The 13,284-nt window shown below is 59.7% G+C and carries 11 protein-coding genes and 1 rRNA gene; 7 read left to right on the forward strand and 5 right to left on the reverse strand.

Annotation, left to right across the window (positions count from 1 at the left end; translation table 11 throughout):
* Positions 1–205: 205 nt before the first annotated feature.
* The 4 genes from rrf (at position 206) to AC07OG_RS04870 (ending at position 4,025) form a co-directional block, all read left to right on the forward strand.
* A 5S ribosomal RNA gene (gene rrf, locus AC07OG_RS04855) occupies positions 206–321 on the forward strand.
* A gap of 138 nt (positions 322–459) precedes the next feature.
* Positions 460–1,119, forward strand: coding sequence for a paraquat-inducible protein A (locus tag AC07OG_RS04860; RefSeq protein ID WP_495066362.1), 660 nt, complete (start codon positions 460–462; stop codon positions 1,117–1,119).
* Entirely contained in the window at positions 1,106–1,729 is a 624-nt protein-coding gene (locus AC07OG_RS04865) for a paraquat-inducible protein A (RefSeq protein WP_495066363.1), read from the forward strand. Before AC07OG_RS04860 ends, AC07OG_RS04865 begins: the two co-directional genes overlap by 14 nt.
* Positions 1,722–4,025 carry a PqiB family protein gene (locus tag AC07OG_RS04870; RefSeq protein WP_060542303.1) on the forward strand — a complete coding sequence of 768 codons (2,304 nt, stop codon included), beginning with the start codon at positions 1,722–1,724 and terminating at the stop codon, positions 4,023–4,025. The genes AC07OG_RS04865 and AC07OG_RS04870 overlap by 8 nt, the downstream gene beginning before the upstream one ends.
* A 203-nt stretch (positions 4,026–4,228) precedes the next feature.
* Here AC07OG_RS04870 and mksF read toward each other — a convergent pair whose 3' ends face one another.
* Genes mksF through mksB form a run of 3 tightly spaced genes read right to left on the reverse strand, consistent with a single transcriptional unit; the run spans position 4,229 to position 9,034 of the window.
* The gene (gene mksF / locus AC07OG_RS04875; RefSeq protein ID WP_495066364.1) at positions 4,229–7,069 is read right to left on the reverse strand and encodes an Mks condensin complex protein MksF; all 2,841 of its coding nucleotides are present in this window, start codon (positions 7,067–7,069) and stop codon (positions 4,229–4,231) included.
* On the reverse strand, positions 7,066–7,767 hold the full coding sequence (gene mksE, locus AC07OG_RS04880; RefSeq protein ID WP_218424725.1) for an Mks condensin complex protein MksE: 702 nt from the start codon (positions 7,765–7,767) through the stop codon (positions 7,066–7,068). The genes mksF and mksE overlap by 4 nt, the downstream gene beginning before the upstream one ends.
* A complete protein-coding gene (gene mksB, locus AC07OG_RS04885) occupies positions 7,757–9,034 on the reverse strand; it encodes an Mks condensin complex protein MksB (RefSeq protein ID WP_495066365.1) in 1,278 nt (425 codons plus the stop codon). Before mksB ends, mksE begins: the two co-directional genes overlap by 11 nt.
* A 233-nt stretch (positions 9,035–9,267) precedes the next feature.
* Between mksB and AC07OG_RS04890 the strand changes: the two genes are divergently transcribed.
* A complete protein-coding gene (locus AC07OG_RS04890; protein ID WP_495066516.1) occupies positions 9,268–10,020 on the forward strand; it encodes an energy transducer TonB in 753 nt (250 codons plus the stop codon).
* On the forward strand, positions 10,013–10,465 hold the full coding sequence (rimI, locus tag AC07OG_RS04895) for a ribosomal protein S18-alanine N-acetyltransferase (RefSeq protein WP_060539405.1): 453 nt from the start codon (positions 10,013–10,015) through the stop codon (positions 10,463–10,465). The genes AC07OG_RS04890 and rimI overlap by 8 nt, the downstream gene beginning before the upstream one ends.
* Positions 10,466–10,518: 53 nt before the next feature.
* Here the strand turns inward: rimI and AC07OG_RS04900 are convergent, their stop codons facing one another.
* The gene (locus AC07OG_RS04900; protein ID WP_060539406.1) at positions 10,519–10,923 is read right to left on the reverse strand and encodes a hypothetical protein; all 405 of its coding nucleotides are present in this window, start codon (positions 10,921–10,923) and stop codon (positions 10,519–10,521) included.
* Between the two features lie 168 nt (positions 10,924–11,091).
* On the opposite strand from AC07OG_RS04900, the gene can reads away from it, so the two are divergent.
* On the forward strand, positions 11,092–11,736 hold the full coding sequence (can, locus tag AC07OG_RS04905) for a carbonate dehydratase (protein WP_060539407.1): 645 nt from the start codon (positions 11,092–11,094) through the stop codon (positions 11,734–11,736).
* A 64-nt stretch (positions 11,737–11,800) separates the two neighbouring features.
* Here the strand turns inward: can and AC07OG_RS04910 are convergent, their stop codons facing one another.
* Entirely contained in the window at positions 11,801–13,219 is a 1,419-nt protein-coding gene (locus tag AC07OG_RS04910; RefSeq protein WP_060539408.1) for a short-chain fatty acid transporter, read from the reverse strand.
* Positions 13,220–13,284: the final 65 nt, after the last annotated feature.

Here is a 13,284-nt window from a genome sequence, read left to right on the forward strand (position 1 = left end):
TAAGCGCTGTGAGGCGTTGAGCTAACCAATACTAATTGCCCGTGAGGCTTGACCATATAACACCCAAGCAATTTGCGCTTAAGAGCCAGATTGCGGTGTGTGAAGACGAAAGAACCGAAAGTTCGAATCTTACAAACACCGAAAGCTATCACATACCCAATTTGCTGAAGCGAGGCCGACTGGCCACGACTCGGTACCCGAATTTCTTGACGACCATAGAGCATTGGAACCACCTGATCCCATCCCGAACTCAGCAGTGAAACGATGCATCGCCGATGGTAGTGTGGGGTTTCCCCATGTGAGAGTAGGTCATCGTCAAGATTAAATTCCGAAACCCCTATCTGCGTATGCAGGTAGGGGTTTTGTTTTTGGTCGCGGGAAAATCCAGCACAAATTGGCAGAGTTATTTTTGCCTGAGAACACTAGAATAGGCCCAACTTATTCAGAGTCAGAGCCCTTATGCCGGATCCGGTTGACGCCTCCAGGCTGTCAGAATTACCGCTTGAGAACCTGGTTGCCTGTCACGAGTGCGACTTGCTGATGCGCAAGCCAGAGCTCGCCCACGGCGAAAAAGCCCTGTGCCCGCGCTGCGGTTACGAACTCTATGCCCATCGGCACAACGTGGTGCAGCGCAGCCTCGCCCTGGTCATCAGTGCCCTGTTGTTGTTTGTCCCGGCGAACTTTTTACCCATCATGCAACTCAATCTACTCGGACAATCGTCGCAAGACACTGTCTGGAGCGGGGTTGTCGCGCTTTTCGATACGGGCATGCAAAGCGTTTCAGTCATTGTGTTCCTGTGCAGCATGGCTATACCGCTACTCAAGCTGCTCTGCCAATTGGTCGTCTTGCTGAGTATCCGTTTTGACGTCGGACGCAGTTATGGCTTGTTGCTCTATCGCATTTATCACCATTTACGCGATTGGGGGATGCTCGAGGTTTACCTCATGGGCGTATTGGTGGCGATCGTAAAGCTGGCAGATATGGCAGCGATCACCGTGGGCTTGGGCCTGGTGTGCTTCATCAGTTTGTTGCTGGTCCAGATCTGGCTGGAGGTCGTAATGTCCCCACACCAGATCTGGCAGGCTTTATCAGGAGAGGATGCCCATGCGGGCGATTGATGCAGGCATTCTGATTTGTATGGAATGCCATGAATTGAACAGGCAGGAAGCCGAGATGCACGAGCAAGTCTGTACTCGCTGCGGTGCGTTGGTGCACGCCCGTCGGCCGAACAGTCTGGTGCGTACCTGGGCGTTGCTGATAACTGCCGCCATTCTTTATATACCAGCCAATGTTTTGCCGATCATGACTGTGAACACTCTGGGCAAAGGCGACCCCAGCACTATCATGTCCGGCGTCATCGACCTGGTTCATTATGGGATGTTTCCTATTGCGGCCGTGGTGTTTGTCGCCAGTATCGTGGTGCCCACTTTCAAACTGGTGGGTATTGCGCTGCTGCTGTTCTCCGTGCAACGCCGACAGCCACTTTCGGCGCGGCAGCGTATCTGGATGTACCGCTTCATTGAATTCATCGGCCGCTGGTCGATGCTCGATATCTTTGTGATCGCCATCCTGGTGGCGGTGGTGAATTTCGGGCGCATTGCCAGCATCGAAGCCAATCCTGGCGCCATCGCCTTCGCCTCCGTGGTGATTCTGACGATGCTTGCCGCTGTAACTTTCGATCCCCGACTGATTTGGGATAACACGGAGTCGGACGACGACCATGACTGATTTGCCTGTAGCGAAAACCCGACCGGCCTCGAACTGGTCTGCCATTTGGGTTCTGCCCCTGATCGCCTTGATCATCGGTGGCTGGCTTGGCTGGCGTGCCTATAACGAGACCGGCATCCTGATTCAGGTACGCTTTGAAAGTGGTGAAGGCATTCAGGCCAACAAGACCGAGGTTGTCTACAAAGGCATGTCGGTCGGCAAGGTCAAAAGCCTCAAGCTCGATGACGAAGGCAACTCAAAGGGCGTCATCGCCACTGTCGAGATGAACAAGGATGTAGAGCAATACCTCAAGACCAGCACGCGTTTCTGGCTGGTGAAGCCGAGCGTGACCCTGGCCGGGATTACCGGTCTGGAGACGCTGGTATCAGGTAACTATGTGGCGATAAGCCCGGGGGAGGGCGAACCTTTACGCAAATTCAAGGCCCTGAAGGAGGAGCCGCCGCTTTCCGATGCGCAGCCAGGTCTGCACCTGACCATCAAGGCCGATCGCCTGGGTTCGTTGAATCGTGGCAGCCCGGTGTTCTACAAGCAGATCAAGGTCGGTCAGATCAAGAGCTACGTGCTCTCCGAAGACCAAAGTACCGTGGAGCTCAAAGTCTTCATTGAGCCCACCTACGCCAAGCTGGTGCGCAAACATACGCGTTTCTGGAATGCCAGTGGGATCAGCATTGATGCCAACCTCTCGGGGGTGAAAGTACGCAGTGAGTCCCTGGCCAGCATCGTCGCTGGCGGTATCGCATTCGCCACACCGGAGAATCGCAAGGACAGCCCGCCCACCGATCCGAGTTTGCCGTTCAGGCTCTACGAAGACTTCGATGCGGCGGCGGCCGGTATTCGGGTCAAGGTCAAACTGACCGATTTCGATGGCTTGCAGGCCGGCCGTACGCCGGTGATGTACAAGGGCATCCAGGTTGGCAATCTCAAGGCTTTGAAAGTGGACCCGGACCTGTCTGGTGCGACTGCCGAACTGACCATGGACCCGCTAGCTGAAGACTATCTGGTCGAGGGTACGCAGTTCTGGGTGGTCAAACCGTCGATTTCCCTGGCAGGGATCACCGGATTGGAGGCACTGGTCAAAGGTAACTACATCGCCGTACGTCCTGGTGATAAAGGCACCGCACCACAACGCGAGTTCGCGGCTCGGCCCAAGGCGCCACCATTGGATCTGCGTGCGCCTGGCCTGCACCTGGTGTTGTTCACGGAAAACCTCGGTTCGCTGGAAGTCGGCAGCCCGGTTCTCTACAAGCAGGTAAAAGTCGGTTCCGTGCAGAGTTACCAGTTCTCGCGCACCAAGAAGCAACTCGTCATTGGCGTGCACATCGAGAAGGAATACGAAGGCCTGGTCAATGCCTCGACACGCTTCTGGAATGCCAGCGGGATTACGCTCACGGGCGGGCTGAGCGGCGGGATCCAGGTGAAAAGCGAATCCTTGCAGAGCTTGATGGCCGGCGGCATTGCGTTCGACACACCGCTGGCCAAGGCGCCGCTGGAGAAGCGGGTACCAAGGTTCCGCTTGTTTACCAGCAAGGAGGAGGCTACGCAAAAAGGCGAAATCATCACGATCAGGGTCGATCGTGCCGATGGCCTGAGCACCGGTACGCCGATTCGCTTCAAGGGTCTGGATGTCGGCAAGATCGAAGACGTGGACCTGAGTGACGACCTGCAATCGGTGCTACTGACCGCGCGTATCAATGAGGTGCCGGAGCGTATCGCCCGGGTCGGCAGCCAGTTCTGGGTGGTCAAGCCTGAGCTGGGGCTGCTCAAGACTGCGAACCTGGAAACATTGGTGACCGGGAAATACATCGAGGTGCAGCCCGCATCGAAGAATCTGGGGCCGCAGAAAAACTTTGTGGCGCTGCCCAACCCACCAGAGACTGCCAAGCAGGAAGCCGGTTTGAGCCTGGTGTTGAGCGCACCGCGACGTGGATCGTTGAAGCCCGGAGTACCGGTGACCTATCGCGAAATCGCCGTGGGCAAGGTCACGGGATACGAGCTGGGTCAGACCGCCGACCGTGTGCTGATCCGCATTCTGATCGAGCCGAAGTACGCGCCATTGGTACACAGCGGTACGCGGTTCTGGAACACCAGCGGGTTCGACTTCGACGTCGGTCTGTTCCGTGGGGCGACCGTGCGTACCGAGTCCCTGGAAACCATGATCCAGGGTGGCGTTGCCTTCGCCACGCCGGACGGCGAGCGCATGGGCAGTCCGGCGCGGCCGGAGCAGACGTTTGCACTGTTTGACAAGTTCGAAGATGAATGGCTGACCTGGGCGCCGAAGATTCCCCTCGGCAAATAGTTTTTCGGTGTCTGTGATGGCCTCTTCGCGGGCAAGCCCGCTCCCACAGGATTTGCGCGATTTCAAAGTCGGTGCAGGACCTGTGGGAGCGGGCTTGCCCGCGAAGAGGCCATCAAACTCACTGAAAGCCCCAAGCATGAGCCCAAAATGAAAAAGGCCGCGATCCATTGGAACGCGGCCTTTTTCGTATCTAACGGTTCAACTCAAACCGCATCCAGCTCCGGCTCATCCGCCTGTTCGTTAACGGCCGCCTTCACCTGATCATGCCGACGAATGTACTTCCAGTCCGCCTCGTCGATGTAGATGCCGGCCGGTCCGCTGCCGCCTTCCAGGTCGATGGCGACACTGGCGCAGACCTGCGGCTTCACACTGGCCAGGATCGGCACGAAGCCCAGTTGCAAGCTTGTTTCCAGCAACGCCGCCTGGTTTTTCTCATCGATGTCAGCAGCTTCGTCGAGGTAGTAGGGCAGACGTACGCGACCGGCCTGGTCGCGGTCCATCAAGTGCAGCAACAAGTACATGTTGGTCAGCGCCTTGATGGTCATGGTGGTGCCGTTGGAGGCAGCGCCGTCGATGTCGGTATGAATCACCGGCTGACTGTTGACCTTGGTGATCTCGAACGCCAGCTCGAACAGATCCTTGAGACCGAGCTGGTTGTGGTTGGCCGCCACCAGTCGCGCCAGGTACTCCTTGGCCTCTTCGTTCTTGTTGTCCTGCTCGGCGCTCTGGCTCAGGTCGAAGACGGACAGGGTTTCGCCTTCTTCATACTGGCCCGCGCTGTGGATGATCTGATCGATGTGCTTGAGCGCTTCCTTGTTCGGCGCAAGTACGATGCGGAAGCTCTGCAGGTTGGACACCTGGCGCTTGTTGATCTCGCGGTTGAACAGCGCCAGCTGGTGTTCAAGGCTGTCGTAGTCGCTGCGAATGTTGCGCAGGGTCCGGGCGATGTCGGTCACCGCCGCACGACGGGCCTTGCCCAGGGTCAGGGCTTCATCAGTACGGTGCGCATAAGCGTTGATCAGCAGTGACAGACGGCGCTCCATGTCGTCTTCGCTGTCGAACTTGGCCACGCCCTTGAGGCGTACCTGTGCGTACAGGGCTTCGATCTGCCCGTCGGCGCGCAGCAGGCCTTGCCAGCTGTCCTGATAGTCGTTGAGCAGTGGCAGCAGGTTGTCCATGGAGTCGTCGACCGGGTCCATGAACGGCGTACCGAACGGCAGATCCGCCGGCAGCAGCTGACGACGGCGCAGAGCGTCATCAAGGGTGCGTTGCTTGGCTTCCATGTCGCCGATCTGCCGGCCGACCAGTTGCAGCTTGGCCGACAATTGCTGGACGCGTTCGGTGAAGGCGTCGCTGGAACGCTTCAATTCGTCCTGGGCCGCCTCCATCTGCGCCAGCTGTTCCAGCTTGTCGCCTTCTTCTGCGCTCAGGGTTTGGGCGCGGCGGAAATCTTCCAGGGCTTTCTGCGCGTCCAGCACCTGCTGGTACAGCGCTTCGGTCTGGGTTTTGCTCGCGGCGCGGTCGGCGGCCACGGCTTGTTGGGTCTTGAGTTGCTTGAGTTCTTTGTCCAGACGCTCTTTCTGATCGCGCAACGCTGCGCGGTCAGCCAACGCCTGCAGCGCTGGCGGCTCGATGTGCGAGATGTCGATGGACAGGCCCGGCACTTCGAAGCGTTCGCCTTTGAAGCCGTCGAGGATCAATTCCATGGATTTGACCCACTGACCGTCCTCGTCCAGCGTGATGCCGTGTTCGCCCAGCGGCAGGCTGAACAGTGCGCTGTTGAACAGGCGCATCAGGCGTTCGACATCTTGCTGCGAGAACTCTTCGCGCAGTCGGGCGTAGCTATTGTTGTCGGCGTGATCGAGTTGTTGCTTCACCGATTTCAGGCGTTTTTCCAGATCGCGCAAACGCTCTTCGAGGTCTTCGGCAGAGAACTGCCGCGACTGGGCCAACGCACCGGCCAGTTCGTCGTGGGCGTCCTTGGCCGCCAGCAGCTGCTGCTCCAGCACCTTGACGTCATCGACCAATGCGAAGCGATGCTTGAGCACCGACAGTTCGCCAAGCCAGCGCTGGATGCCGGTGATTTCCCGTTCCAGACGCATCAACTCTTGGGTGCCACCGCGCTGATCGTTTTGCAGGGCGTCCTGCTCGTTGCGGTAGTGCTCGGCCTGAATGGTCAGCTCTTCCTTGCGCGCGCTGGCGTATTCCGACCAGGTACCCAGCAGGGAGTCGAGCAGTGGCGAGATCCGGTGCAGTTTGCCGCGCAGGATGTCGCGCTGCTTCACGCCATTGGCCAAGGCTTCGACCAACGGGCCGGCGGCGACCAGCGAGTTGTAGTCCTGCTCCATGCGGCGCACGTCGCGGAAGGCCTCTTCACAGGCGGCGATGTAATCGACGCTGCCGGAACGCAGGCTGTGCTCGAAGGCATCGAGGAACAGCTGCTTGAGCTTGGCCGCAGTGATCTCGCGCATGTGCAGCAGGTTGATGAACAGCGCACGGAAGGTCTTCAGGCTTTGCTCGCTGGTGGAGCGCAGCGGGATCAGCGTCAGGTCCAGCGGGATCGAAGTGTGACCGCCAACCAGCAGGCGGCGCAGTTCATCCGGTTTGAGCTCATAGGCTTTGAGGCCTTCGCGCTCAAGGTTGGTGAACAGTTCCTTCTGGCGCAGGCAGGTATCGTTTTTCTGGTAATGGGCCAGGTCCAGCTTGCCAGCATAGGCAAAGAACTGGTGACCGAAGCCGCCACCCGGGCCGCGACCGACCACGCCTATCACGTGCGGGCCGTGGGGCAGGTTCACTTCGACCAGGATGTAGCTGGTATCCGAGGCGAAATAGAAGCGCCGGGATTGTTCCAGGCTGTATTTGCCGAAACTCATGTCCGACATGCGCGCCAGGATCGGGAACTGCAGGGCGTTGATCGAAGCGGATTTACCGAGGTTGTTCGCGCCGTAGACTGACAGCGGCTCTTCCAGCGGAAACAGGCCAAGGCTGTAGCCGGCGGTGTTCAGAAGAGCAAAGCGGCGGATGCCGTAACGTTCATTGCTCATGCGTCGAGCTCCTGTTCTTCGGCGATGGCACGGGCCAAAGCGTCTTCTTCGCTTTCGCCCTCGAATTCACTGAGGTCCAGCGGGTCGTCGGTCTGCAGCAGTTTTTCGTCGCTGTCTTCGTCGATCAGCACAGGCACCGGCAATGGCAGCACGCTATGCAGGCTGGCCGCCAGGTCACGGTCCTGCTGTACCGACAGGCAGACATCCAGGAAGCGGTGCATCGGCGGCAGGAAACGGTACACGCCGTTTTCTTCGCCGGCGAAACCGAGCTGGGTCATGCGGCGCATGATTTTTTCTTCGAGTTCTTCCTGGGTCTGCACTTCGGCCTGGATGAACAGGTCGCGGTACTTTTCCAGCAGCGACGGCAACTCATCGCGACCGAGGCTGCCGCCGTCGAGCACCGCGATCGGGTCGCGGCCCTGATCGGCCAGGTGCTCGACGAGGATGAAGGTGAACAGCGCCAGACGCTGGGCAGTCTTGTTCACCGCCGCGGCGGCGAGGTCCGGCACGAAGTAGTAGAAGCCACGGGTGTCGCAGACCAGTTCGAAGCCCAAGGCCTTGAACAGCGTGCGGTACTGGTCCTGGAAATTCGACAACTGTGCGTACAGCTCCGGGTCGCGGCGGCTGACGTGGTAACCCTTGAACAGCTCGCGAAAGATCGGCGCCAGATGGGACAGTTCGGATAGATCAAGATGCATGGGGGATGCTCGCAGAATTCTCGTTACTGTCATCGCTGACCGAGAGCAGGGCGAAGGAGCGCAGGCTGACCTGGTGCTCGTGAGTATGGTATTCGCGACGTTCCAGACGCTCGCGCCTGAAGCGTTTCTCCCGGGACAGGCGCGAGAACCAGTACAGCAATTCGTCGGTGGCGCCCTCCGGCTCCTGTTCCAGCAGCCAGGTCATCAGGTCCGGCATCGGCAGGGCGTCCTCGCAGCGCTCGAGCATTTCCCGAACGGTACGAGGCGCGCGCGGGGCTTCACCTTTCTGGGTCTTGTGAGCCTTGGGGAAACGCGCCGGTTTCGGTTCGAAACGGGCCAGGGCATAAACGTAGGCTTCAACCTGGCTGGCACTGCCGAGGAAGGTACTTTGCGGGCGGGTGAACATCGGCATCGCGGCTTGCGGCACAGCGTCGATGCCTTTACGGCGAATGGCCGACAAGGCCAGTGCTGCGCCACGGGTCACGGCGTTGTGGCGTCGCGCTTCTTCACGCAGCGGCAGCAGCAGCTCGCGGGCGTGACGCAGGGTCAACTGGGCGCTGGTCTGCATTTCGAGGATGCGCGCGTGGGTGCGCAGCAGCATGTCATCATCGACCAGATGGCCCAGGCGCTGCTGCTCGCTGAGCATCTTCAGCAGCACGGTTTCGACCTTGCGCACGCCTTGTTCGAAGGCGCCATCGGCGTTCACCAGATCAATCATCGGCTCGACGTATTCGTCCCAGGTCGCCAGCACTTCAGCGTAACGCTGACGCAGCGGAATCTGCCGGTCGCTGGTTTTCGCCCGTTCGGCGACGGCTACCAAGGCCTGTTCGTCGTTGTCGAGCTTCTTCAAAACGTCGCGAACGCGCATGTCGAGCAGGCGCAACTGGCGCGCCAGGTCGTTGCCATCGCGGATGTCGAAAGCGTCCTGGATGTAACCGGCCAGGCGTTCGAGGTGGCGTAGGTAAGCTTCAATCTCCAGGCACAGACCCAGACGGTGCTCACGGCGCAGGTAGGCGAGGAAGTCGTGGATCTGCGCATTGAGTTCGAAGCGGTTCGGGCTTTTCGCCACCGGAACCAGGATATCGAGGCGGATCCACACGTCCAGCAGGCTGGTGATGTCCTGCGGCGTACTGTCGAGTTGCTGGGCGGCCAGTTGCGTGCGCAGTTCGTTCAGGCTCAGTGTGCCTTGGTCGAAGTGCTCGCACAGTGGCTCCAGAAGTGCCCAGTGTTCAGCGAGGGCGCGCAAGACGCGCTTGGGTTCGATCATCGGAATGGCCGGCTGCTTGGCGATTAAAAGCGGCGATTGTACTGCATCGGGGGCAATGCGATTCACTCTCGGGACAGGCTGTCGCCATTTTTCATAAGTGGACTATCGGTGAAACCAATCGATCAACTGCGGGCGATCTTCAGCGAAGGGCGGTAGAATCGGCGCACTATCAGTTATCCACAAGTGGCCGACCTTTGCTTATCGAGTCCCGTCGTCGCGCTTATCTGGCCGCCATGCAGGTGGTCAATTGGCTGCCGCGCACCGAATTGCCCTTTGCTGCACCGTCGCGGCCCGAGCTGCTTGAGATACCAAAGCCGCTGGTCGTCGTGCCGCTGACTCCTGCAGCGACGCCTGTGCCTGTGGCCAAAACAGCCGCCGAGCCTACTGCCGCGCCAGTTGAGCGGGTGAAGATCGAAGTGCCTCGTCCTTCACTGGCCAGCACGCGCACGGGCGCCAAGCCTGAAGAAGAGCTGGCCCCGGTCGTGGTCAAGGCGCCGGTGGTGCCGCCTCCCCGTTTTGCCCTGCAATTGCTGCGGGCCGGCCGCTGCCTGCTGCTGGTGGAGTTATCCACAGGCGAATCCTTCCAGACCCGCGATCCGGCGTACCTGCTGCTCAAAGACATGCTGCGCGCAGCCGGCCTGCCGGACAGCCCGCAAATCGTTGGCGAGCCGGTGCGCTGGCCCCTGCTGGCCCGGGGCTCGATGGATCAAGGGCCGGAAGCGGCCCGTGATTTTGTGCAAGGCTTCCTTAGCGTGCGAATGGAAGAGTCACCCTGTGTCTGTCTGTGGTTGATCGGCCTGCCCGCGGTACGGTTTGCCGGTGAGGCGGATGCCGAGGCGTTCAACCGCGAGTTGCAAATCGAAGGGCTGGGCTCGGCGTGGGCGTTGCCTGGCCTGGAATCATTAATGGAAGAGCCACAGCGTAAGGCTGATGTCTGGCAAGCCATGCGTCGGCTGATGGCGCGCTGGAAAGAATCGAATGAGTGACGCTGTATCGTTCCGCCCGATGACCGAGGCGGACCTGGAGCCCGTGCTGAAAATCGAGTACGCGGCGTATAGCCATCCCTGGACCCGCGGGATATTCCTCGACGGCCTGGGCAAGTATCAGATCTGGCTGATGTTCGAAGGCCAGCAACAGGTGGGGCACGGGGTGGTGCAGATCATCCTCGATGAGGCACATCTGCTGAACATTACCGTCAAGCCGGAAAACCAGGGCCGTGGCCTGGGGCTGACCTTGCTTGAACATCTGATGGCGATTGCCTACAAGGCCGACGCGCGGGAGTGCTTTCTGGAAGTGCGTGACAGCAATACCGCGGCGTTCAAACTGTATGAGCGATATGGTTTCAACGAGATCGGTCGGCGCCGTGATTACTATCCGGCGGTGGGCGGGCGCGAAGATGCGGTGGTGATGGCCTGTACCTTGGTGGATTGAACCAGAAAGCATCGCGGGCTCGCCCGCGATGACGCCCTCACTGATGTCAAAAATCAACGCTTGCGATCAAGCGGATCCCGCTGCGCCATCTCCGCCTCATCCAGCCCGTTACCTCCGCCGATATCGTCTTCATCAACCACGCTCAAGTCCCAATCGGCCCGACCATCTTCGCCTGCTTCACGGGCATCTCGCGCCCCGTCTTCGCGGATCAGGGTTTGCGGGCTCATGTCGTCATCGGTGGGTTCATGGTCATCGGTCGAGGCACCGGTCATGCCGGCTTCAATAACGCGCTGGCGGGGCATAAGCTGCTCACGCTCGCCCTCTGGCAATTCATCACCGATCCTGGCGCTGGGTTCTTCTTCGTCAAAATCCAGCTCATGCATCGAACCCATGCGATCTTCGTTGTCATCGATGGGCTCAGGTTGCACCGCATCGTATGGACGTCGTGAATCAGTCATGGCAATTCCTCATATACTGTGGGCCTTACAAGGGTGGACCCACCGTACTCATGAGAATTCCACCGGCGTGGAGCCGAGATAGAAATCAGGGGCATTTTCCACTCACGCACGTGACCCCGACGGACGGTTGTCTGTCAAAGCTGCGCATCATTCACGAGGCTACATCCCATGAACGAATTACAAGATCTGATTGATAACAACGAGCGCTGGGCTGACGCAATTACTAAGGAAGATCCTGACTTTTTCGCCAAGCTGGCCCGCCAACAGACTCCGGAATTCCTGTGGATCGGTTGTTCCGACGCCAGGGTGCCGGCCAACGAGATCGTCGGCATGCTGCCGGGCGATCTGTTCGTACACCGCAATGTGGCCAACGTGGTGCTGCACACCGACCTCAACTGCCTGTCGGTGATTCAGTACGCAGTCGATGTGCTCAAGGTCAAACACATCCTCGTGACCGGCCACTATGGTTGCGGCGGCGTGCGTGCTTCGATGCAGGATCGCCAGTTCGGCCTGATCGACGGCTGGCTGCGTTCGATCCGCGATCTCTACTACGAAAAGCGCGAAGAGCTCGCCAAACTGGCCACCGAAGAGGAGCAGGTCGACCGCCTCTGCGAACTCAACGTGATCCAGCAAGTGGCCAACGTCGCCCATACCAGCATTGTGCAAAATGCCTGGCATCGCGGGCAGAGCCTGTCGATCCACGGTTGCATCTACGGCATCAAGGACGGTCGCTGGAAAAGCCTGAACACCACCATCAGCGGCTTCGAGCAACTGCCGCCGCAGTACCGTCTGCGCCCGGTCGAGGCGCAGTAAGGCTTACAAACTTCTGATCAAAGACTGATTGCACCCGCGCGCAGCAGGTGCAATCAGCTTTCGCTTACGGCATCACCGGCGGGGTATACGTCAGTGTCGTCCCCAGCGCCCACAGCAACACCAGCACCAGCGGTGTGTGCACCAGCAACTGTACGAACGAGAAACCGATCAGGTCCCGCGCCTTCAACCCCAGCACGCCCAGCAATGGCAGCATGTAGAACGGGTTGATCAGGTTAGGCAGGGCTTCTGCGGCGTTGTAGATCTGTACGGCCCAGCCCAGGTGGTAGTTCAGGTCGTTCGCCACTTGCATCACATACGGCGCTTCGATGATCCATTTGCCGCCGCCGGACGGAATGAAGAAGCCGAGGATCGCCGAGTACACGCCCATCAGCAGTGCATAAGTGTCATGGGACGCGATGCTGACGAAAAAGGTCGAGATGTGATGGGCCAGGGTCTGCGCATCGGCACCTTTGACCGTGGTCATCAGCGCGGCGATGGAGCCGTACAGCGGGAACTGGATCAGCACGCCCGTGGTAGTTGGCACTGCACGGGATACGGCATCAAGGAAGCTGCGCGGACGCCAGTGCAGCAGGGCGCCGACCATGATGAACAGGAAGTTGTAGGTGTTAAGCCCGGAAATCGCGGTGATTGCCGGTTTGACCGAGAACTCGTGGAACAGCCATCCGGCGGCCAGCAGCACCAGCAGAATGATCAGAAGCGGACTGTATTCCAGCCATTCACCGGGTCGGGTGCGCGGTTGCAGCGGTGGCAGGCTGAAGCTCGGGTCCACTCCGCAGGCGCTGGCGTCTCGTGCGGTGTTCGGGCCAGGGGCGGTGGCGTAGGCAACGATCACGGAAACGATGATCAAGGTCAGCAACATCACGCCGGACTGCCAGAGAAAGATTGTCTCGGTGAATGGGATTACACCGGTGATCGCCAGGATCGACGGCGGCAGGCTGGCCGGGTTGGCCTGCAATTGCGCTGCGGACGACGACAGGCCCAGGGCCCAGACTGCGCCGAGACCCAGGTAGACAGCGGCACCGGCGGCGCGGTAGTCCATTTTAAGGTCGGTACGGCGGGCCAGGGCGCGCACCAGCAAGCCGCCAAATACCAGCGACAGGCCCCAGTTCAGCAATGACGCGACCATGGATATCACCGCCACCCAAGCCACGGCGGAACGGCCGTTTTTCGGGATCCTCGCCAGGCGGTCGATCAGCTTCACAGCAGGTGGTGAGCTCGCGACCACGTAGCCACCGATCACCACGAACGCCATTTGCATGGTGAACGGAATCAGGCTCCAGAAGCCGTCACCGAAGGCCACGGCGGCATCGGTGGGTTTGGCGCCCATGGCCAGGGTAGCCACGACGACGATAATCACTGCCAGCGCGGCAAACACCCAGGAGTCGGGGAACCAGCGTTCGGCAAAACCTGAGCAGCGCAGGGCAAAGCGGGCAGAGCGGGTATCTTCGATATCAGCGGCCACGGGGGTACCTCGTATTGTTATGTTTGTTGTGGTCTTCGGGCGAGTGAGGCCCGTCTGGAAAGGCG

It is taken from the genome of Pseudomonas sp. GW821-FHT09H03, assembly GCF_059415945.1.